This is a genomic window from Bacillus sp. SJZ110 (genome assembly GCF_006715455.1).
Lineage (GTDB): Bacteria > Bacillota > Bacilli > Bacillales > Bacillaceae > Bacillus > Bacillus subtilis.
On record NZ_VFNF01000001.1, the window covers coordinates 724,991 to 745,856 of the forward strand.

21 protein-coding genes and 1 pseudogene are annotated in these 20,866 nt (G+C 46.7%); 2 read left to right on the forward strand and 20 right to left on the reverse strand.

Annotated features, from left to right (window positions below):
- Nucleotides 1–14 precede the first annotated feature (14 nt).
- The 14 genes and pseudogenes from pruA to spsA form a co-directional block, all read right to left on the reverse strand.
- Nucleotides 15–1,562 carry an L-glutamate gamma-semialdehyde dehydrogenase gene (gene pruA, locus FB592_RS03635; RefSeq protein ID WP_141949274.1) on the reverse strand — a complete coding sequence of 516 codons (1,548 nt, stop codon included), beginning with the start codon at nucleotides 1,560–1,562 and terminating at the stop codon, nucleotides 15–17.
- 226 nt (nucleotides 1,563–1,788) lie between these two features.
- On the reverse strand, nucleotides 1,789–3,063 hold the full coding sequence (gene rocG, locus FB592_RS03640; RefSeq protein WP_015250966.1) for a glutamate dehydrogenase: 1,275 nt from the start codon (nucleotides 3,061–3,063) through the stop codon (nucleotides 1,789–1,791).
- Nucleotides 3,064–3,239: 176 nt separating this feature from the next.
- Nucleotides 3,240–3,704: a biofilm surface layer hydrophobin BslB gene (bslB, locus tag FB592_RS03645; RefSeq protein WP_014478326.1), complete on the reverse strand. Its 465-nt coding sequence runs from the start codon at nucleotides 3,702–3,704 to the stop codon at nucleotides 3,240–3,242.
- 324 nt (nucleotides 3,705–4,028) lie between these two features.
- Nucleotides 4,029–4,484: a dTDP-4-dehydrorhamnose 3,5-epimerase family protein gene (locus tag FB592_RS03650; RefSeq protein ID WP_032727110.1), complete on the reverse strand. Its 456-nt coding sequence runs from the start codon at nucleotides 4,482–4,484 to the stop codon at nucleotides 4,029–4,031.
- A pseudogene (gene rfbD, locus FB592_RS03655) lies at nucleotides 4,477–5,329 on the reverse strand (dTDP-4-dehydrorhamnose reductase). The gene FB592_RS03650 and the pseudogene rfbD overlap by 8 nt, the downstream one beginning before the upstream one ends.
- Before the next feature lie 13 nt (nucleotides 5,330–5,342).
- Nucleotides 5,343–6,290: a dTDP-glucose 4,6-dehydratase gene (gene rfbB, locus FB592_RS03660; protein ID WP_072173258.1), complete on the reverse strand. Its 948-nt coding sequence runs from the start codon at nucleotides 6,288–6,290 to the stop codon at nucleotides 5,343–5,345.
- Entirely contained in the window at nucleotides 6,290–7,030 is a 741-nt protein-coding gene (locus tag FB592_RS03665; RefSeq protein ID WP_014478328.1) for a sugar phosphate nucleotidyltransferase, read from the reverse strand. The genes rfbB and FB592_RS03665 overlap by 1 nt, the downstream gene beginning before the upstream one ends.
- Before the next feature lie 24 nt (nucleotides 7,031–7,054).
- On the reverse strand, nucleotides 7,055–8,074 hold the full coding sequence (locus tag FB592_RS03670; protein ID WP_124047840.1) for a PseG/SpsG family protein: 1,020 nt from the start codon (nucleotides 8,072–8,074) through the stop codon (nucleotides 7,055–7,057).
- Between the two features lie 2 nt (nucleotides 8,075–8,076).
- Nucleotides 8,077–8,799, reverse strand: a complete 723-nt coding sequence (locus FB592_RS03675; RefSeq protein ID WP_032725144.1) for a glycosyltransferase family protein — start codon at nucleotides 8,797–8,799, stop codon at nucleotides 8,077–8,079.
- Nucleotides 8,792–9,913 (reverse strand): N-acetylneuraminate synthase family protein, encoded by a 1,122-nt coding sequence (locus tag FB592_RS03680; RefSeq protein WP_038828099.1) that lies wholly within the window; start codon nucleotides 9,911–9,913, stop codon nucleotides 8,792–8,794. The genes FB592_RS03675 and FB592_RS03680 overlap by 8 nt, the downstream gene beginning before the upstream one ends.
- Complete coding sequence (locus tag FB592_RS03685) at nucleotides 9,913–10,782, reverse strand: GNAT family N-acetyltransferase (RefSeq protein ID WP_003243179.1); 870 nt, start codon at nucleotides 10,780–10,782, stop codon at nucleotides 9,913–9,915. Before FB592_RS03685 ends, FB592_RS03680 begins: the two co-directional genes overlap by 1 nt.
- Nucleotides 10,783–11,952, reverse strand: a complete 1,170-nt coding sequence (locus FB592_RS03690; protein ID WP_141949276.1) for a DegT/DnrJ/EryC1/StrS family aminotransferase — start codon at nucleotides 11,950–11,952, stop codon at nucleotides 10,783–10,785. It abuts the gene before it with no gap.
- 20 nt (nucleotides 11,953–11,972) lie between these two features.
- The gene (locus FB592_RS03695) at nucleotides 11,973–13,397 is read right to left on the reverse strand and encodes a CDP-glycerol glycerophosphotransferase family protein (RefSeq protein ID WP_064671811.1); all 1,425 of its coding nucleotides are present in this window, start codon (nucleotides 13,395–13,397) and stop codon (nucleotides 11,973–11,975) included.
- 4 nt (nucleotides 13,398–13,401) lie between these two features.
- Complete coding sequence (spsA, locus tag FB592_RS03700; protein WP_141949277.1) at nucleotides 13,402–14,172, reverse strand: spore coat dTDP-glycosyltransferase SpsA; 771 nt, start codon at nucleotides 14,170–14,172, stop codon at nucleotides 13,402–13,404.
- Between the two features lie 319 nt (nucleotides 14,173–14,491).
- Between spsA and gerQ the strand changes: the two genes are divergently transcribed.
- Nucleotides 14,492–15,037 carry a spore coat protein GerQ gene (gerQ, locus tag FB592_RS03710; RefSeq protein WP_014481253.1) on the forward strand — a complete coding sequence of 182 codons (546 nt, stop codon included), beginning with the start codon at nucleotides 14,492–14,494 and terminating at the stop codon, nucleotides 15,035–15,037.
- Between the two features lie 43 nt (nucleotides 15,038–15,080).
- On the opposite strand, the gene FB592_RS03715 is transcribed toward gerQ, so the two are convergent.
- The 3 genes from FB592_RS03715 to FB592_RS03725 form a co-directional block, all read right to left on the reverse strand.
- Complete coding sequence (locus tag FB592_RS03715; protein ID WP_003227446.1) at nucleotides 15,081–15,452, reverse strand: DUF423 domain-containing protein; 372 nt, start codon at nucleotides 15,450–15,452, stop codon at nucleotides 15,081–15,083.
- 61 nt (nucleotides 15,453–15,513) lie between these two features.
- On the reverse strand, nucleotides 15,514–16,836 hold the full coding sequence (locus FB592_RS03720; RefSeq protein ID WP_042975412.1) for a purine/pyrimidine permease: 1,323 nt from the start codon (nucleotides 16,834–16,836) through the stop codon (nucleotides 15,514–15,516).
- 19 nt (nucleotides 16,837–16,855) lie between these two features.
- Nucleotides 16,856–17,173 carry a YwdI family protein gene (locus FB592_RS03725; protein ID WP_014481255.1) on the reverse strand — a complete coding sequence of 106 codons (318 nt, stop codon included), beginning with the start codon at nucleotides 17,171–17,173 and terminating at the stop codon, nucleotides 16,856–16,858.
- Nucleotides 17,174–17,340: 167 nt separating this feature from the next.
- Between FB592_RS03725 and FB592_RS03730 the strand changes: the two genes are divergently transcribed.
- Nucleotides 17,341–18,711, forward strand: a complete 1,371-nt coding sequence (locus FB592_RS03730; RefSeq protein ID WP_038828108.1) for an aldehyde dehydrogenase — start codon at nucleotides 17,341–17,343, stop codon at nucleotides 18,709–18,711.
- Between the two features lie 23 nt (nucleotides 18,712–18,734).
- On the opposite strand, the gene FB592_RS03735 is transcribed toward FB592_RS03730, so the two are convergent.
- From FB592_RS03735 to FB592_RS03745, 3 genes are all read right to left on the reverse strand, one after another.
- On the reverse strand, nucleotides 18,735–19,412 hold the full coding sequence (locus FB592_RS03735) for a uracil-DNA glycosylase (protein ID WP_003242965.1): 678 nt from the start codon (nucleotides 19,410–19,412) through the stop codon (nucleotides 18,735–18,737).
- Nucleotides 19,413–19,425: 13 nt separating this feature from the next.
- Complete coding sequence (locus FB592_RS03740) at nucleotides 19,426–20,232, reverse strand: glycosyltransferase family 2 protein (RefSeq protein ID WP_038828109.1); 807 nt, start codon at nucleotides 20,230–20,232, stop codon at nucleotides 19,426–19,428.
- A gap of 89 nt (nucleotides 20,233–20,321) precedes the next feature.
- Entirely contained in the window at nucleotides 20,322–20,855 is a 534-nt protein-coding gene (locus FB592_RS03745; RefSeq protein ID WP_009968358.1) for a hypothetical protein, read from the reverse strand.
- Nucleotides 20,856–20,866: the final 11 nt, after the last annotated feature.

Below are 20,866 nucleotides of genomic sequence, written 5' to 3' on the forward strand. Positions count from 1 at the left end.
TTATTTCTCTCAAATCAAAAAGCTTCGGACGTTGTTTTGGCTTGCATATGAAGAATTAAGTAATCGGGACCCCCTGCTTTTGAGTCTGTTCCTGACATATTAAAACCGCCGAACGGCTGATAGCCGACAATTGCTCCGGTACATCCTCTGTTAAAATATAGGTTTCCGACATGGAAATCCTCGCGCGCCCGTTCAATGTGCGCACGGTTTTTCGTCAGAAGCGCACCTGTTAATCCGTATTCCGTGTTATTGGCAATCTCCAGCATATGATCGAAATCACGCGCTTTGCAAATCGCAACAACCGGGCCGAAAATTTCTTCCTGCATCAAGCGGGCGTTTTCATCAACATCTGCAAAGATCGTCGGCTGAATAAAGTAGCCTTTTGAATCATCGCCTTCTCCGCCGGCCAATAGCTTGCCTTCAGATTTGCCGATTTCAATGTATTTCATCACTTTGTTGTAGGATGCTTCATGAATCACGGGACCCATATACGTATCAGGATCTTCTGGATTGCCGACAGTCAGCGTTTTGGTCAGCTCCACAGCTTTTCCCACCACATCATCATACACATCCTGATGGATGACCGCGCGGGAGCCCGCAGAACACTTCTGTCCTGAATATCCAAATGCTGAATACACGATAGAGGATGCAGCAAGGTCAAGATCAGCGTCCTTGTCGACAAGCACTGTGTCTTTTCCGCCCATTTCTGCAATTACCCGTTTGAGCCATTTTTGGCCCGGCTGCACTTTGGCGGCTCGCTCATAAATCCGGCAGCCGACTGCACGGGAACCTGTAAATGAGACAAACCGTGTCTTCGGATGCTCAACTAAGAAGTCACCGATCTCCGCTCCATCTCCCGGAATGTAATTCAGAACGCCGTTTGGCAGACCCGCTTCCTCCATGACCTCGACAAATTTTGCTGCCACTACCGGGGCTGCGTCAGCCGGTTTTAAGAGAATCGTATTTCCTGTCACAATGGCTGCCGCCGCTGTTCCCGCCATAATCGCGAGCGGGAAGTTAAATGGAGAAATGACGATGCCGACGCCAAGCGCTTCGTAATGATATTGATTGAACTCGCCAGCACGGCTCTTCACCGGAGCCCCTTCCTTGAGCTTTAACATTTGGCGCGCATAGAACTCTAAAAAGTCTATCGCTTCAGCCGTGTCCGCATCTGCTTCCTTCCACGGTTTTCCCGCTTCCTTCACAAGATAGCTTGAAAATTCATGCTTTCTTCTGCGCAAAATAGCCGCTGCCTTAAAGAGAATATTCGCGCGGTGCTCCGGTCTTTGTTTTTTCCAGGAATCAAATGCCTGTAATGCGGCTTGCATTGCTTTTTCAGCAAGCTCTTGATCTGCTGTAGACGCGTACCCAATGATCTCTTCTTTATTTGCCGGGTTAATGGAAATGATTTTGCGGTCCGTTTCAATTTTTTCTCCATTTATGACAAGCGGATAATGTTTGCCGAGCTGAGTGTTTACAAAGGCCAATGACTCCCCAAATGCAGTTTTATTCTTTGCTTCCGTAAAATCGGTAAATGGTTCGTGCGCGTATGTGACTGTCATATGTAGTCCCCCTCGTGTTATGAAATATATCTTCGCATATGAATAAAAATGCAAGAATCATGCCATTTTCTTGTCTTTTGCTGAAAAAACTTGTTGAATCGAACAGAAATTTGTCTAACAGGTGATCATCTTTCTCTATTTCCGATCTTGAACGCAAATTTATTTTGCGATTTTTGCTCTTTAGGCAAAAAACAAACGCAAAATTATTTTGCGGAGGCTTCTCAAATTAGACCCATCCGCGGAATCGCGATGCTTCTGCCGATTTTCTGATGCCCGTCATGTAAGCCGCCAAACGCATATCCACTTTATGTGTTGCCGCTGTCTGATAAATTGTTTCGAACGAGCTGACCATGACGTTTCTCAGTTTTTCTGCAACCTCTTCTTCTGACCAATAATATCCTTGGTTGTTTTGCACCCATTCAAAATAAGAAACCGTGACGCCGCCAGCACTCGCCAGGATATCCGGCACAAGCAGCACGCCTCTTTCATTCAGGATCTTAGTGGCATCAATGGTTGTCGGGCCGTTCGCCGCTTCGACAACAATTGACGCCTGAATGTTATGTGCGTTTTTGGCTGTGATTTGATTGGAAATCGCGGCAGGCACTAAAATATCGCAATCCTTTTCAAGCAGCTCCTCATTTGTGATGACGTCAGTAAATAAGTTGGTGACCATACCGAAGCTGTCCCGTTTATCGAGCAAATAAGGAATATCAAGGCCGTCCGGGTTGTAGAGCCCGCCATTGGCATCAGAAATCCCGATCACCTTCGCGCCCGCATCGTGCATGAATTTGGCCAGGAAGCTACCCGCGTTTCCAAAGCCCTGTATGATGATGCGCGCGTTTTGCAGCTTGATCCCTTTTTTCTTCACCGCCTCTTCAATACAAATCGTGACGCCCTGTGCCGTCGCCGTTTCCCGTCCTTGCGATCCTCCCAAAACAAGCGGTTTACCTGTAATAAAGCCCGGAGAATCGAATTCCCGCAGCCGGCTGTACTCATCCATCATCCACGCCATAATCTGCGAATTTGTGTATACATCTGGAGCTGGAATATCCTTTGTCGGACCGACGATCTGGCTGATGGCACGGACATACCCCCTGCTCAGCCTTTCCAGTTCTCCAAATGACATTGTCCGCGGATCACAAATAATACCGCCCTTCCCGCCGCCGTAAGGAAGATTGGCAATCCCGCATTTGAGCGTCATCCAAATGGATAACGCCTTTACTTCCTCTTCATTGACTTCTGGATGGAAACGTACGCCCCCCTTTGTCGGACCGACAGCATCATTGTGCTGTGACCGGTAGCCTGTGAACACTTTGACGCTCCCATTGTCCATTTTGACCGGAATGCGGACAGTGAGCATTCTCTGCGGCTCTTTCATGAGTTCATACATATCTCCCGGATAACCCAGCTTCCGAAGGGCTTCCTTAATGATTGTTTGGGTAGACAGAAATAAGTTAAGAGCTTCTTTTTCTTCATCTTTCGAGACTTGCTTTGCTGACATCTTTTTCACCTCATTGTTTTTTTGACCGGCTGTAATGTAAGCGCTTTAAAAAATCAGCCCGCCAATTCCTTTCTGCATTGGATTCACCCTTATCATCATGCAAGATCCGTACCAGCTTTTTTAATCAACAAAAAAGAGACTGAAAACATCTCAGTCTCTGATTAAAAATCTATTTATTAACGAGGGTCAATCACAAGCTGCGTTTCAGCATTTAAACTGCCGATTCCCAAACCGTTTACTACATCGCCTTTAATCGTGTAAGTGCCTGCGCGCGGAAGGGTTTTGCGCACCATGACGAGGTCAAATTCGGATGCGCCTAACAAATCAAGCGTAAGCGGGAGTCTGACTGTTTTTCCATCGTTTAAAATCTGTGTTTCTTTCAGTGTTCTTCCATTCACTGAATCTCTTGTCGTAGCATGAAACCCGTCAGGAAATTGAAATTCTACCGCTCCGAGAGAAAGCACCGCATTTGGTTTATATGTCACTTCAATATCAGAAGTGGTCCACTCTTTCGTGCTGTTAATTGTTTTTGCCTCGATTGATGCAGACTGTGCATGAGCTTGGCCCGAAGGAAGTAAGATTGATAGTAAAACAGCTGAACTGATGAATAATGAAGATACGAATGAAGTTCTTTTTAACATGACATTTCCCCCTAATTGATTGTTGAAATTTGGCCAGAGCGTCCTCTGCAGAAAAAGCGCTTTTTCGTAATTCGCGAATTACCAGTTCTTTTTCTTAAAAATTAATCTATCATCATTTTCCATGGAAGTAAATGCTTTTTAAGGAATATTAACACTTGGAATTAATTGAGAATTCCTTCCTGTTTATACAAGGTTCAAATGGACGATTTCTCTCTCTTTTTCTAGTAACATCCGCCTGACATTTCCTATCTTTTATCCTATTTTAAAAAAGGACAAAAAAAAGTCGAAGATGCCTCTGCTCTTCGATTGATCAAGTTCCTATTTTTATCTGAATTCAGTGTTCCAGTTAAAACCGATCGTCTCATCATTCCACGGAATTCTTTTTTCATCAGGCTGATCCGGATTATACGACATGGTGGTAAAATAGATAATTGTCAGCGGCGTCTCTCCCAGCACTCTGTATCCGTGAGCCACCCCTTTTGGGATTAATAACAGCATCGGGTTGTCTTCGCCCATATAATAGACGTCCGTTTCTCCTTTTGTCTTTGAATCCTCTCGAAGATCGTATAGGACAACCTGAGCGTGGCCGGTTGGGAAGAACCAGAGATCATCCTGCTTCTCATGATAATGAAATGCCTTAATCACACCCGGATAGCTTTTCGACCAAGAGGCCTGCCCAAAATGCTCAAGGAGATTCTCATCGTCCCGGACCAGCTCAGCAAAAAAGCCTCTGTCATCGCTATGCTTTCTCAATTTTTTTACCTTGACTCCATCAATCACACGCACCTGCTCCTTTCCTGCAAATACTCCCGTAATGCTTCCCGCCAGTGGCGGGGACGGATGCCAGCTTCTTCAATGGCCTGATGGCTCAGCACAGAGTAAGCCGGACGGGGCGTTTTGTTCCCATATTCCTCTGTCGTTACAGGCAAAATGGCTGTTTCCAGCCCGCTTTCTTCCATAATTGCCGTCGCAAACTCATACCAGCTGCATATGCCTGAATTACTGACATGATAGATGCCCGGCGGATGGCTGAACAGTTTGATGACCGCTTCTGCTAAATCCTTCGTATAAGTCGGCGAACCAATTTGATCGCTGACAACCCGAAGCTCTTGTTTCGTTTCAGCAAGCTTCAGCATGGTTTCAACGAAATTACTGCCGCCATGTCCGTACACCCACGATGTTCTGATGATCGTGCTGTCTTTTGTCGTTAATCGTATCAGTTCTTCTCCGAGCCTTTTGCTTTTGCCATAAATGGTTTTCGGATCGAGGGGATCGTCTTCCCTATATGGCTGGGTTCCTTTCCCATTGAATACATAGTCCGTGCTGATATGAACATATTGAGCTCCGATGCGGGTTGACTCAAGCGCTGTATAATAAGCGCCGATTCCGTTAATCAAGTACGCTTTATCAAGCTCTTTCTCGCATTGATCAACCGACGTAAACGCGGCGCTATTGACCACGATATCCGGCTGATAATGGCCAAACGAATGCCGTACTGAGCGCTGGTCAGCAATGTTCATCATCTTCTTTGTTAACGCAATGACCTCATATCCGGCTTGCTTCAGCTGGCGGCATAGTTCCAAGCCAAGCTGTCCTCCCGCCCCAGTCACCAATACCTTTGTCAATCAGATCACCTTCTCATCGGTCATTGTCTGTATACCACTGAATCGTACGCGCAATGCCTTCTTCAAACGTCACTTCCTGCCGCCAGCCCAGTTCGTTTTTCAGCTTTGATGCATTGATCGCATAGCGCCGGTCATGCCCTTTTCGGTCTTCCACGTGGGCGAACAATTCCTCACAGCCCAGATGCTTCAAAATGGCACTCGCCAGCTCTTTATTCGTGCGTTCATTTCCGCCTCCGATGTTATACACCTCGCCGTCGGTCCCTTTTTCTAAAATCAGCTTGATCGCGCGGCAATGATCCTCCGCAAACAGCCAGTCTCGGATCTGGAGTCCATCGCCATACAGCGGAACAGGCAGGCCCTGCTTCGCATGACGGATAATCGTCGGAATCATTTTTTCGCTGTGCTGATAAGGTCCGTAATTGTTGCTGCATCGTGTAATGATGGCCGGAAGCTTGTGGGTTTTCACATAAGACAACACGAGCAAATCAGAGCTTGCTTTGCTGGCTGAGTATGGGTTATTAGGAGAAAGCGGCGTCGTTTCTGTAAACGCGGGATCATCCGCTTTTAAATCCCCGTATACCTCATCTGTTGAAATATGAATCAGCTTCTTGGCTTTTCCTTTCAAGACCGCTTCCGCCAATCGGTATGTCCCCATGACATTTGTGGTGATAAACGGCTCCGCTTGGGAAATGCTTCTGTCCACATGCGATTCTGCTGCGAAGTGAATGACGCCATCGTAGGTCTCGTCAAAAGCGCGGTCGATATCCTCCTGAACGCTGATGTCCCCTTTTACAAAGCGAAAACGGCTGTTTTGCTTTAATTTTTCCATTTCCTCCGGGTGGCTGGCGTACGTCAGTTTATCTAAAACGGTAATGCGCGCATCCGTTTCCCTCAGCATGAGCTTTGTAAACGTGAGCCCGATGAAGCCGGCCCCGCCTGTAATTAAATATGATTTTGCCATCACTTTTCGTCCTGTCCTTTCCGTAAAGCCTGGTGTACAAGCTGGGAAGCGAGATAAAGCGATTCGTGAGTTCCGGCATCTACCCACCAGCCTGATAACACATCATACGTAAGCTGGCTGTTTTCGATGTATAGATTATTCACATCGGTGATTTCCAGCTCGCCGCGCTTTGATGGTGATATTTGTTCAATATACGAAAACACCTCTGCATCATACATATAAATGCCGGTAACACAAAGGTTGGTCGGTGGCTGTTCGGGCTTTTCGATGATGGAACGAATCCGCTTGTTTTTCTCATCAATCTCAGCAATCCCGAAGCGTTCCGGGTCATCAACTTCTTTCAGAAGCACTTTTGCTCCTTTCCCCTGCTGTTCAAAGCGTTCTGTATAAGGCTTTAATGAATCTTCAAATATATTATCACCTAATAATAAAATGAAAGACTCTTTTTTCGTAAAGCGCTTTGCATAAGACAGCCCATCCGAAATGCCCGATGCTGCCGGCTGTACTTGATAAGTGATAGTAACGCCAAGCTCTTCTCCGTTTCCAAGCAGTTTATAAAATTGCGGCATATGCTCTTTTTGGCTGATGAGTAAAATGTCTTTTATTCCGGCTTCCTCCAGCTTCATAATCGACCAGTATATCATCGGATACGGGCCTACAGGAAGCAAATGCTTGTTGACGGCTTTCGTTAAGGGCATAAGGCGTGAGCCGTTTCCTCCGGCTAAAATAACACCTTTCACATTAACACTTCCTTACATGCATTTTTATATCTTTTGTTCATATAAATCTTGAAGAATAGCTGTTACCCGCATAATGCCTTTGCCATCCACGAGCGGCCTTCCTCCCTTATGCAAAGAAAGGCGAAGAGGATAGCTGCTCATAATGCGTGACATCTGATAGATGAGTGTTTCATCCGGTACAAGCTCACCCAAACCAAGATCAAGAGCGGCGCCTTGGCCAGCAAATGTTTTTGCTGTTGCCGTTTGATGCTCAACCTGAGAAAGAACAAGGCACGGCACGCCGATGCAAATGGCTTCATATAGAGAGATGCCGCCGGCGACAATGGCTGCGTCCGCTTGTTTCATCAAACCTGCCATATCATTTGTCTGTTCGATCATCTTGTACTGCGGCTTCTTTTCGATCCGCCTTCGGACTGCCTCTTGATGCGGTGAAGCGCTCCCCATTACAAACATTATGTTTTTGTCTTTTATGTCGGGGACTTGATCAGCGGCAGCCAGCACTTTAAAAATAAGCTGCTTCGGATCACTTCCTCCTAATGCAACAAGGATATTGCGGCAGTCTTTCTTAAGTGTGTAATCCTCTCTTGCGGCCTGAAAGGCGGGGTGAAGAATAAGATAGTCCGGGCCTTCATAGATGCGTGTGTTTCCCTGAACGTACACCCTGCTTCTGATGTCACCGTAAATTCCGTTAATGACTGAGTCACTATATTGAATCGATTTACCGTTTTTCTCTTCAAAAAGAACAATTTTCGCATCTGTCTCCGTCTTTATTTTCTTTAACAGCTCTGCAGGCGCGCCTAGAATATCAAACAAAAGCAAATCAAGCTTCTTGCTTTTTATTTCCCGGAGAATAAACTCGTGCTGCTGCAGCTCCGGCTTTACGATGACCTGCCAATGCTCTTCATGAAGAAACGCTTCAGAATCCTGATTCGTATAAAACGTAATCAAGCATCGCTGTTTGAGCCCCTCCGCAAGTCTCTTCATCCGGACAACATGGCCCATTCCCTTTTCATAGCCGCCGTCTGCGAAGATCCCAACATGCATGGCTATTCAGCCTCTCGTTCGATTGCCGCATCGGGATTCCGGTTCAGAAGGGTGATAAGCTCTGAGGCGGATACATCGGGGCGCTCGCCTGCTTTTTGATAGAGAGCCTTTATCGATTCATAGTCTTCCTTTGTATCAATGGTCAGCCGATATTGAGGGGCGCGAAATCGTTCCGGCGCCTCTAAAAACTGCACACGATAAAGAGCTGGATGATTCCTTATATATAACGTGACATGCTCCTGATATTGATCCTCCATATTCTGAATACGGCTGATGTCAATTAACAGGTTGGCGTTGACCACTTCGCCGCAAATCCCTAATGGGGCATTCAGGATATACGTATAATCCGACCCTTGATCAAAATGCGCCTTAATCATTACATCGAGCAGCTCCGGATCGACAAACGGATTATCACCCGTTAACCGGATGATGACTGACGGTTTAACAGCTTCTATGACCTTCACAAACCTATCGAGGACACGTTCTTCGCTCCCGCGGAAAACACGAAAGCCTTGTTTGATACAGTGCGCCTCTAATATGTCGTCAGTTTCTTTGTCAGACGTGGCGATGACAAGATTATCCCGATCCTTTTGGTAAAACGCGCTTTGCCGGACACGGTGAACGAGAATATCAAGTAAACGATTCGATCCGAGCGGCCGAAGCACTTTTCCCGGAAGCCTTGTTGAACCCATTCTTGCTTGAATGATAAAGAGAATATCATTCATGAAACGGGCTGTCCTTCAGTAAAATGTCATCCCAGACAATGCCTGTGTCGGCCGGAATGTCTCTTACAGCCCGAACACCGCTGGTCAGCAGTTCAAAAAATCTCGGGTGCAGCCCCTGCGGCTTTTGTCCGGGCCGAAGCACTGCGATATTGTCTTCACTAAAGGCTTCACCTTTTTGAATCGGAGCTGTTGTAAAAATGCCTCTGTATGCAAAGTTTCTGATTTCTCCTTCGATGGCGGTCGTTGTTTTGTATGAACTGCCAAGCAGTTTTTCTGAGACCGGCTTTGTGATCCCCTGTTTCAGCTCAGCTTCCGTTTTCCTGATGCCATTGACCATTTCTTTCAATTCATCCGGATTTAATGCAAACGAGTGGTCGGCACCCGGCAGATTTTTATCGATCGTAAAATGCTTTTCTATCAGTTTTGCTCCGAGCCGAACCGCGGCACACGGCGCTTCTGTCGGATGCTCGCTATGATCGGAGAAGCCGATTACCGCCTCAGGAAAAGCGGCGGCAAGCATCGGAATGACGCTGAGGTTGCTGTACTCCGGCGGTGCTGGGTATTTCGCCACACAATGCATTATGGCAATTTGATTGTTTCCCTCTGCCCTGATGGTGCGCCAAGCTTCGTGAACATCAGAGATTTCAGCTCCGGCTGTCGAGAAAATCATCGGCCTGTTCAGCCGGGCGACATATTTAAGCAGCGGGAGATGGTTAATTTCATAGGATGCGATTTTAAAAGCGCTCGGCGAGGTAGACTGAAGCAGATCAGCTGACCCCTCGTCACATACCGTACTTAAAAAGATCACCTGCTTTTCGCGGCAGTAATCCAATAGCGGTAAAATCCACTCAGCAGGCATTTCCATAGATTGAACCAAAGAAAAAATAGAGACGTCCTTGCCCGCTGCCGTCTTGTACAAACCAGGATCTTTCTGGTACATCCTATCAGCTTGGAACATTTGAAATTTCACGGCATCCGCTCCCGCTTCCGCCGCGGCGTCTATCAGCGCAAAAGCCTGATCAAGCTTCCCGTCATGATTAATCCCCGCCTCAGCAATAATAAAAACAGGAGCGTCTTTGCCTACAGTTTTATTCGCGATCTGAAACGCTGCCATTATTTCGCCTCCTTGCCCGGCCAAATATGATAATAGTAATACGATTGTTCAGCGGTGAAGCCCATTCGTTCATAAAGGCGGATCGCCCTTACATTGTGAAGCTGCGTCCCCGCTGTTACCGTTCTATGCTTCTGGGTCTCCGGTTGTTCTATGAGATTCGCCAATAAATGAAACGCAATACGTTTCCCTTCAAATCCCGGCTTTACAGCCATCAAATCGAGAATGCACTCATCATCTCTTGATAAGCCCTGAAGATAGCCGATGACCTCGCCATTGTGTTTAGCGACAATATTGACCGCCGCCCTTCCATTCAGATTGTTTCGTGTCCACTCCTGAAATATTTCGTTTGCTGCATCGCGGCTGAGATGAGGATCCTGAAAATATCTGCTTTTTGTAAACGAGTCTCGGGCCAGCTCACATATCGCTTCTGTGTCTCCGGGCTCAGGCGGGCCCAGTTCAAAAAATGGCGGTGTTTTGTCATAAAAAGACGGAGGCATCGCCAGCTTCAGCAAACTCCCGACAAAGTAAGAGGATGGCTGCTGTTGTATCACATGCGCGGCTCCGATATCTTCAGCCGGAACACGGACAAAGATAAAATCCGTTTCATCCATTTGGCGTACAGTATAAAAAGCTTCAAACAGCCTCTTTAGCTGCCCGGTACTATTTGCCGCAAGAAGTTTGACGTTCATGACTTTCTTCTGAAGCACCTTGCTTTCCCACAAAGAATCTTCGTAAAGCAATACGCCTTGGAGCCTGCTGTTTTCAAAAAGGCCGAGGGAAAATTGATACGGAACATCCAATGTAAGCTTTCTGCTTTGGAGAAATTCCTCAATTGCCTCTTTGGAGACATTTTCTTTTACCGTATACACTTAATCAGCCCCTTTTACGATATCCCGCACAGCTTCAATGACATCATCTACATCGTCGTCAGACATTGATGGATAGAGCGGGAGAGAAAGGGTTCGTTTATAGTAATTCATGGCATTCGGAAAGTCCGCTTCCTTATATCCAAATTGCTTTTGATAATACGGATGAATGTGTACTGGAATAAAATGAACGCTAGTGCCGATATTGTATTCATCCTTTAAAGCCGTAATCATTTCGCTGCGCGTAACCCCGGCCTTTTTTTCATCAACTTGCAGAACATATAGATGCCAGGCGTGCCTGCCGTCATCATGGACAAACGGCGTGATCAGCCCAGGAATCTGCTGAAAAGCGGTTTGATAGCGGCCGGCAATCTCTTCTCTCCGTTTCTGCATATCATCCAGCCGTTTCAGCTGATGAAGTCCGAGGGCCGCCTGCAAATCAAACATATTCATCTTATAGCCGGGCGATTCGACTTCATAGTACCAGCTGCCATTTGAAGAATAACGGTTCCATGCGGCTTTACTCATGCCGTGAAGGCTTAGCACCCGTATCTTATCGGCAAGCTCCTCATCATCAGTCGTCAGCATGCCGCCTTCCCCTGTCGCGAGGTTTTTGGTGGCGTAAAAGCTGAATGCCGTTGCATCCCCGATAGAACCGATCATTCTTTGCTTATAAGTCGTATATACCGCATGTGCCGCATCCTCCAGCACGAATAAACCATGATTTTGGGCAATAGCCAATATTGCATCCATATCGCAGGACTGCCCGCCAAAGTGGACGGGCACAACTGCTTTCGTTCGCGGTGTGACGGCCGCCTCAAGCTTTACCGGGTCAATATTGAGCGTGTTTTCGTCAATATCCGCAAACACAGGCGTCGCTCCCGCATGAATAATCGTATTGGCGGTCGAGCTGAACGTAAGCGGAGAGGTAATGACCTCGTCCCCGGGCCCGATCCCTTTTGCTTTCAAAGCCAAAAATAAAGCTGCGGTACATGAATTCACCGCCACGGCGTGCTTCGCCCCGACAAACGCGGCAAACTCTTTTTCAAACTGCTGAACCTTCGGGCCTTTAGAGAGCCATCCCGATTCAAGCGTTTCTGTAACCTCCTGAATTTCTTCCTTACCGATTAACGGCAATGAGTAAGGGAGAAAATGATTTCTCTTTTGCACCATTTCTTTGCGCTCCTATCATTTTATTCAGTATCTTCCCGCCTGTAATCAACCCCTGTTTTGGCTTTCAGTTCCGCAAATAAAGCATTTGTTGATTCTGCCACCGGATAATTAGCCGCTATGAATGCCAATCGCGCCTCTTCTGCTTTTTGATGCACGTCGGGCCTTCGAAGAACTTCAACCAAGGTGTGCGCTAGTTCATCCGGCTGGTCAAACATAAAATCGCCAAGAGACTCATAATACGGATACGAGCGATTTCCGGACGATTTTCCGATCAGCACAGGCTTTTGAAACAGCATGGCTTCAAGACCGACTGTCGAGGTTTGCGTCACTGCGGCATCAGCATACGGCAGCAAATCATAAAGCTCCAGCTCCTTTTTGATGACTCTGCATGCTTTATGTTTTTTCGCCGCCTCGTGATACAGATCAAGCTTGTTTTTTCCGATTTCCCACGGGTGAGGTTTGATAATAATCTGCAGCTGCTTCTGATCAGAAAGCCCCTGCAGCACACCGGAATAAAAGTCTTCTGAAAAGGGCTGAGTGGCAATGAGCACAATTTTTTTAGTCGGCTGAAAAGCAAGTTTTCGATAGAATATGGACATATCCATAGGCGTTCTGTTAAAAATCTGATCGAACCGGGGATGTCCCGTTACGAGAATCTGCTCGGGTTTACAGCCTTTTCGTATGAACCACTCTGCTTCATACGCACCAAAAACAGCTTGATAGGTTGTAAAAACAGGAATGAAGGCTTCATCTCCCATCAATGCGCCATGCTGAAGACAAATGCTGACGGCCCCTTTTCTTTGACACATGAGAGCGAGCACCCTGCTGTAAATGTCTTCTGCCGTTCCGACAATAACAGCTGAAATCTTTTCCTGTTCAAACAGCGCATCAACTGTATCAATGGCCTCTATAAATAAAGGAATATCTTTGAAAAGCCGGTCGCGAAACGCTTGATCACCAAATGCCGGGTGATCATCATAAGGGGCGAGAAGCGAACAGGCTGTTTCGAGATACTGCTTCGAATCGCCTTTTTGGCATGAATCCGCAATCTCCCGCTTGCTAATTACAGGCAGATCACAATAATGCGGCAAACTCCATCTGGCCAAAACAGCCGTTTTTTCAGGATCAAATTGATAGTAATTTTCGTTTGAAAAACGCAGGTAATCAAAGTGCAAAATGACTTTCCCTTTAACAGGTTTGACATTTGTTTTAACGATGTTTTGGATTCTTTCTTCAAAAAACGGCTGAATCTGTCCCTCATCGATATGCTGATCTACCGATCCGAATAATTCCGGTTCTTCTTCCATCATCACCCTCAGCTCAGGGCTGATGTATTGATAAAAATTACTGATAAGCCCAAGCGGAATCCCTTTGTAGCGAAGTTTGTCAAAAAGCTCCACGTACTTCCGGTACAGCACCCAATAATTGCTTAAATAGGCCGACAAGCTCTCACCCCATTCCAAGCTTTTTTAATGATTCACGCAGTTCTCGGCAATTTCGCTGCGGAGGAAGGTTCCTGACAAATTCATTTTTTTCTGATTCAAACAGCTGAAAGTGAATCGATTGGTCGGTAATATAATTCAGGTCCAGCTCCTCATCCAGTGGGTAAAACGGATAAAAATGATTGACTCTCCAAAAGAACCGAGCATCTCCAATACGGTAAAACGCCGGGCTTTCATCCCAATAGGAGCCAAACTTCTCCTTTACCTTCTCAAGCACCGAATACCTGTGCATCACCGAGCAATGATCAATTGCGCACGGTGCGTTCCATGTCACTTGAGCGGCAGGCCTGACAGTTTCTTTTACAATGTCGCGATTCTCGTTTAAATGATAGGTTTTGGAGGCTGAGTAAATCACAGCCTTTTCAGGATGGGTATCGAGCTCCCGCACCATTTTCAGGAGGCGGTCCGGCATATAGATGTTGTCATCCGTCGCATAGGTGATATATTCACCCTCCGCCATCTCAATCGCCTGATTGATCAGTGCCGCGTATCTCGTTTTTTCTGTTCTTTCCTTCACTCCAGATATATCGCTTTGATAAAAACGCACTCGGTTATCATTCAAAAAAGGACGGATTACATTCAGCGTCCCTTCATTGGAGTTGTCATCCATAATAAACAATTCAAAATCTGAAAACGTTTGTGAGAGTATGCTAGAAATGGACTTTGCCACATAATCGCTTTTGTTATAGCTCGTCATAATGACTGATACTTTAGGCAAATCCTACACCTCCTTCTTGGAACTTCACACCTGAAACTATCGTTATCTTATGTTGCTTATGCTCAAGTTGCGCTAGGGATACAAACCAATATGCGAAAAGTTTGTGTATGTCTATGAAAAACAGCGGTTGCCCAGAGCGAAATCTGATCGGTCCGCTGTTCTTTTTCAGCATAATCCAAGCATCAGCCTCATAAGGTGAAAGAGATAAAAATCGCACCAGCGACTAAGATCGTTTTCCATCGGAGGTGAGTCATCGCGGAGCGTTCACCTATACATCCAGAACATGTTTTGAATGGTTTTCATAAAAAGGAGGAACGATATGAAACCGAAAAAAAATCAATATCAGCAAATGCAGGCATTTGATAATATGCAGGGGTATCAGCCTCAGTTTGGCGCCAACCCGTACCCGCAGCAAGGCCAAGGCTCACAAATGCAGCCAATGGGGATGCAGCCAATGATGCCAATGCAGCAGGGACAGCAAGGACAACAAGGACAGCAGGGATTTGGATTCCCGGGCCAGCAGCAGGGCGGCGGTTTTCAAATTCCATCGGGGCCTACACCGTCAGGACCGGGCCAAAGCGTTCCCGGCATGCTGCCTGTTGAGGAATCTTACATCGAGAATATTTTGCGCCTGAATCGGGGAAAAACGGCCACCATTTATATGACATTTGAAAACAGCAAGGAATGGGGCTCGAAGATTTTTCGCGGCGTCATCGAAGCTGCGGGCCGGGATCACATTATTATCAGCGACCCGAAATCAGGAACACGCTACCTGCTCCTGACAATCTACCTCGATTACATTACATTTGATGAAGAAATTGCTTATACGTATCCATATTCCATGGCGTCCTATTCGCCAAGATAAGAAAAAAGCCAATCACTCAAATGATGAGGATTGGCTTTTTTGTTTATAGATATTTGACGGCTGCGACAACGATCATAATCCAAGAAATAATAAACGCCACACCGCCGAGCGGGGTGATCGCTCCAAGAATGGAGATTTGCGTCACACTTAGAATATATAAGCTTCCGGAAAACAGCACAATTCCCGCAAACATCAGCCATCCGGCTGTCGTGACACTGCCTATGCCGGATAATTTATCAGCCAGAAACGCGACAACGAATAACCCAAGGGCGTGATACATATGATACTGCACGCCTGTGTGCCAAACCTGAAGATATTTATCAGGTATTTTCCCTTCTAATCCGTGAGCGCCGAATGCTCCGAGTCCCACGGCAAGCAGGGCGTTAATAGCCCCTAATATGATAAAAACTTTCATCTATCTCTCCCGCCTTTTCGTTAAACTCATATCATTTATCTTATCGCACCTGCACCAAAATTCAATGTTTGTTCTCCGTTGACACGAGATTGTCGGATTTTCTCCTGCGCCAAAGCTGGAACTGGTCAGCCGCTATTGCAGCAAGCGTCCCTAATACGAGCCCGTTGCTTAATAGAGAAATAAATACCGGATGCAATCCCTTTAACGCAGTTTCAGGAACAAACATGATACCGACCCCTGTCAGCAGCGAGATGCCGATGATAGACCTCACCCTTTTTGATTCTTCTTTCTCATATGAATCAAATTCGGCAAAGGCCAGACCGCCCATTGCGGAGAACACAACAAAATTCACCGCAAATCCAACGGGTGACGGCAGGCTCGCAAACGCATTCATAAAAAACGGGATCACGCTGATCACGATAACCAGAATACTGCCGAGCATAAACGGTTTTTTAGAAGGCATTTTGGTCGTTTCAATAAAACCTGCGGCTCCCGAAATCGGAACAGGCGCAATGGCTCCCGTCAAACCGCTAAGCAGATGGCTGAATGAAGCGGCAAAACCGGCATGGCGTTCATGATGCTTTCCATCAGGCTGTTTGCTGAATTTTTTCACGGCGATGTCCACGACCTTCATGCTCGCCAGCATATTCACGATCAGCAAGATGGTAATAAAAATAGAAGTGATGATCAGGCCGCTGTTAAATAATGGTGTCCCAAAAGGAAACAGGGAAGGCAGCTGAAACAGCCGGTCCGGCATTTCAATCGGCTTTGCCGCTCCGGCAGCCGCAAACAGCACCCATCCGCCGAACAAGGCTAATAAAATAGAATATTGCTTAAAAAACATGATGTTCGAATTTGTCATTATAAAGGCGGCTGCGATCACAACAAGCGCCAGGCCAAATACAAGACCGTCCACCCCGTCCTGTCGATAACCGATTCCGAGAATTCCTTTTATAATGGGCTGACTCAGCTGCATGACAAGAAGCAATAAATAGACGCCCGTTACAACCGGAGTAAACAATTTTGCAAGTCTGTCAATGACCTTGAAAACACTTAACAAAAAGAAACATACAGCGCTTACAAGAAGAGCTCCCTGCAAACCCCGCAGTGTGTCTCCATATGTCGCAAACACAGTTCCCGTCAGCCCTGCGTAGATCGTATACACTCCCCACCACAAGCCGGCTGGGCTTTCATTAATCGGCAGTCTGTGGCCTTTCAAACACTGAATGACGGCGGCAATTCCCAGTACAAAAAAAGTGCTTTGAATCAATCTTGCAGAATCTGAGTGATCCAGATGAAACGACTGGGCAACCGCCACCGGAACAACTATCGCCGCAGCAATGATAAACGCTGTCCATTGCAGCGCGCCAAGAACCAATTTCACGTAAGCTCAACCTCTCTCTTTAAAAATCAAATAAAGACTCTCCGTTTCCATCCTCTTCCTGCTTCTCTTTTTCTTGCTTTCGAAATTTGTTTAATCCCGCGCTCCCCATCATTTTTTCCATCATCAGCTGGTCTGTCGATGGCGGCGCGGCAGGACTTGGCGTAACGCTCGGCTGTATGCGGGGCGCGCTCACGTTCTCCGGCTGATCAAGCACGACATCACACAGAGAACGGACAACCGCTACATAACGCTTCAGCTCCTCATCCCGTTCAGCTGTTTTTGCTTTTTTCAGCTCCTCTTCCATCTTTTGAATTAATGCAGATATATGAATGTTCATGAAGCACCCTCCAAAAAAATAAATGTTGTCTTCCTGCATTTTATCAAATTCCTGCTGTAAACGCAGATATGAGTTTGTTATTTTTTCTGACAAACCTTGCGCGATTGACAAGCAGAAGAGATTTTTCACATAATAAATCACCATACCTTACAAAAAGGAGAAACGGAATGAACAGCATCCCCTCTATCATCAGCAAGCATAAAGCCTATTTTGCGGCGGGACATACGAGACCGCTTGAATCGAGACTGAACATTTTGCGAAAGCTGAAACAAGCCGTCAGAACTCATGAAGCCGATCTCATAGCCGCTCTCTACCAGGATCTCCACAAATCCGAGCAAGAAGCATACTCAACAGAAATCGGAATCGTCTTGGAGGAAATCAGCTTTGTCATGAAACGGCTGAGAAAATGGTCCAAGCCGAAACGAGTCAAAACGCCGTTGACTCATCTAGGCTCCAAAAGCATCATCATCCCTGAGCCGTATGGAACCGTTTTGGTGATTGCGCCTTGGAACTATCCCTTGCAGCTGGCGCTTTCTCCGTTGATTGGAGCCATTGCGGCGGGGAACACGGTCGTTCTCAAGCCATCAGAATATACGCCGGCTGTTTCCGCTGCACTTTCGAAACTCATCAGCAGCGTTTTTCCGACCGATTATGTCGCTATGGCAGAAGGCGGGCCCGACGTCAGCACAGCATTATTACAGCAGCCCTTTGACTACATTTTCTTTACAGGCAGCGTAGCCGTGGGAAAAATCGTCATGGAGGCCGCCGCCAAACAATTAATTCCCGTAACCTTGGAGCTCGGCGGCAAAAGTCCCTGCATCGTCCATAAAGATGCTGACATTCAGCTTGCCGCCAAACGCATCGTCTTCGGGAAATTTACAAATGCGGGACAAACCTGCATCGCACCGGATTATTTATTTGTCCACGAGGACATCAAAACGAAGCTCACAGAAGAAATGAATCGTGCGATCAGAGAATTTTACGGCCCTCAGCCGGAACGGAATCCGCAGTACGGCAAAATCGTCAGTGAACGGCACTATCAGCGGCTGCTCAGCTTTCTGAATGACGGCATCCCACTCACAGGCGGACAATCTAATCCCAATCATCACAAAATTGCGCCGACCATTCTCGAACAAGTGAGGGATGACTCTCCAGTGATGCAGGAGGAGATTTTCGGGCCGATTCTTCCGCTCTTTACATACCGCGATATCGGGGAAGTCATTGAAAAAGTCCAATCGCGCCCTAAGCCGCTCGCCCTGTATCTCTTCACCACAAACAAAGAAATTGAGCGCGCTGTTTTAGGAAATCTGTCGTTTGGCGGGGGCTGTGTCAATGATACGTTAATGCATGTGGCGACGCCGTATTTGCCATTCGGCGGCGTCGGGGAAAGCGGCATCGGCAGCTATCACGGATTTGACAGTTTTAACACATTCACGCACAAAAAAAGCGTCGTCAAACAAACGAACCGCTTCGACTTCGCATTTCGTTATCCTTCCTCCAAAAACGGGCTGCGAATGATTCGAAAAATACTCAAATAAAAAGCGCAGATCACCTGCGCTTTTTACAAATCCTTAATACACCAATCAATCGGTGCCTCTCCCATTTTCTCCAAATAGGCATTCGCCCGGGAAAACGGTCTGCTCCCGAAAAATCCGTTTCTCGCCGAAAACGGGCTGGGATGCGTCGATTCAATGATAAAATGCTTGGACGTGTCGATCCGTTCTTTTTTCATTTGAGCATGCCGTCCCCACAAAATAAAGATAACCGGCCGCTCCCTTTCACTCAGCACGTCAATAATTCGGTCCGTCAGTCGCTCCCAGCCTTTTCCCTTATGGGAATTCGCCTGTCCGCGCCTTACTGTCAGCACAGTATTCAGCAAAAGAACACCTTGCTTTGCCCAGCTCACAAGCGACCCGTGATTCGGGATGCTGCACCCGATGTCCTGCTGCAGTTCAAGAAAAATATTTTTTAACGAAGGCGGCTGCTTTACACCGGGCTTGACAGAGAAGCTTAAACCTTGAGCCTGTCCCGGCCCGTGATACGGATCTTGTCCCAGAATGACGACCTTGACATCATCATATGATGTATAATGCAGCGCATTGAAAATATCCCGGCTGTCCGGATAAATCGTTTGCTCCGCGTATTCCCGCTTTAGCATTTCTCTGAGCTCTTGATAATACGGTTTCTCAAACTCTTCCTTTAGCTGATTCCACCAGCTGTCTTGTAAAAGCTGTTTCAAGATTCAGGCCCCCTTACGAACGCTGAAGTCTGGAATAGACAGGCTCGCCATCCCAAACCATTTCACTTTTTGCTTCCCGCCTCTTCATCTCAGGCTCTTCAAGCAGGACGGCAAAGTTTTTCGTCGGCAGCTCCCCGAGTCCGTGCTTTTCACTTAAACGATCCAAATATTGCTTCCGCTTGGCGCCAAGGTCCGCAGACTGATTGTCTCCCGCGTCACTGAAGGCATAAATCACACTGGCGCAAGGGACACGCTTCACCCGGTAATCCTTGGCCGCGCGCAGATAAAAATCCCAATCCCAGTAATTGTGCACATCAGCATCGAAATACCCGATTTCATCATGCAGAAAACGTCTGTACATGCTGCCCGACGGCACGTATGTAGAAAACACTCTCATATCCTCATAGTCAGCGGTATAAGCAAACAATTTCCGTGACACTGGATATCTTGTTCCGTATTTCTCTTCAAACGAAACTATTTCCGCATCAGAATGAACGAAGTCAGCCGTTTCTATTTCCTTTGCCATTTTCTCGATATGCCCTGGCGTAAAGAAATCATCGTCATCACACAGCATAATGCAATCGCCAGACGCCTCTTTTACACCGGCATTTCTCGCAGCCACATGCCCCGAGTTCTTTTCTAAATTGATGACAGCAATCGGCAGCTCCGGATACAGTGCTTTGACCGGCACGACCGATTCCCCGGCATCATTCACAATAATAATTTCATACGGCTTCAAGGTCTGGCGGGAAATCGACTCCAAAAGCTCACACAAAGCCGGAATCCGATTATAGGTCACAATTACGATAGAAATCTTCATGATGCTCTCCTTCTCATTTTCATAGTCATGTACTATTAAAACATATATTGAACAGGAGATCAGTGGGAATATCCTACTGAAACGGCATACTACAATGATAGAAACAGCAAAGTGGCTCCGATCAGAAGCACCATGATCAGCATCAGATCTCCAAAGACATGAAAGATATCTTTCATGCGGACGCCATTCGGAAGGATAAGACGCCACAGCTTAGATTGATAGACCGGCAGCAGCACCAGTGCATAAGAAAGACACAAAAATGTAAAAGCCGGCGGCACAAAAGCACAGCCTGCATCGTCCCAATTCATCATGATGTCTTTCATACTAGATCCATCCAATAAAAACAAAGATATCATGAGGGCTAGCAACACAAAGGACCCCAATTGAACCTCAAACAGGCGCATTTTCTGGTTATATGCAAATCGGACCGCCCAAAACCAGACATAAGCATATGAACATAGCAGCGTAAGAATGGCACCTGCTGTAAAGACGACATCAGGCAGCCGATCAAGCAGAAAAACAAAAGGCAAGCTGGCTGCCATAGCCAAGAGCATGCAGCCACCAGTAAACAAAAATACTGCCCCATGAGCTACAAAACCATATAAACAAGAGCTAATCCTCACGACATACACCT

Bases quoted from the DNA above. Each gene is read 5' to 3' on its own strand.
- pruA (WP_141949274.1), bottom strand. From the start codon at position 1,562: ATGACAGTCACATACGCGCACGAACCATTTACCGATTTTACGGAAGCA.
- rocG (WP_015250966.1), bottom strand. From the start codon at position 3,063: ATGTCAGCAAAGCAAGTCTCGAAAGATGAAGAAAAAGAAGCTCTTAAC.
- bslB (WP_014478326.1), bottom strand. From the start codon at position 3,704: ATGTTAAAAAGAACTTCATTCGTATCTTCATTATTCATCAGTTCAGCT.
- rfbB (WP_072173258.1), bottom strand. From the start codon at position 6,290: ATGGCAAAATCATATTTAATTACAGGCGGGGCCGGCTTCATCGGGCTC.
- FB592_RS03670 (WP_124047840.1), bottom strand. From the start codon at position 8,074: ATGCATGTTGGGATCTTCGCAGACGGCGGCTATGAAAAGGGAATGGGC.
- FB592_RS03675 (WP_032725144.1), bottom strand. From the start codon at position 8,799: ATGAATGATATTCTCTTTATCATTCAAGCAAGAATGGGTTCAACAAGG.
- FB592_RS03680 (WP_038828099.1), bottom strand. From the start codon at position 9,913: ATGGCAGCGTTTCAGATCGCGAATAAAACTGTAGGCAAAGACGCTCCT.
- FB592_RS03690 (WP_141949276.1), bottom strand. From the start codon at position 11,952: ATGGTGCAAAAGAGAAATCATTTTCTCCCTTACTCATTGCCGTTAATC.
- gerQ (WP_014481253.1), top strand. From the start codon at position 14,492: ATGAAACCGAAAAAAAATCAATATCAGCAAATGCAGGCATTTGATAAT.
- FB592_RS03715 (WP_003227446.1), bottom strand. From the start codon at position 15,452: ATGAAAGTTTTTATCATATTAGGGGCTATTAACGCCCTGCTTGCCGTG.
- FB592_RS03725 (WP_014481255.1), bottom strand. From the start codon at position 17,173: ATGAACATTCATATATCTGCATTAATTCAAAAGATGGAAGAGGAGCTG.
- FB592_RS03730 (WP_038828108.1), top strand. From the start codon at position 17,341: ATGAACAGCATCCCCTCTATCATCAGCAAGCATAAAGCCTATTTTGCG.
- FB592_RS03740 (WP_038828109.1), bottom strand. From the start codon at position 20,232: ATGAAGATTTCTATCGTAATTGTGACCTATAATCGGATTCCGGCTTTG.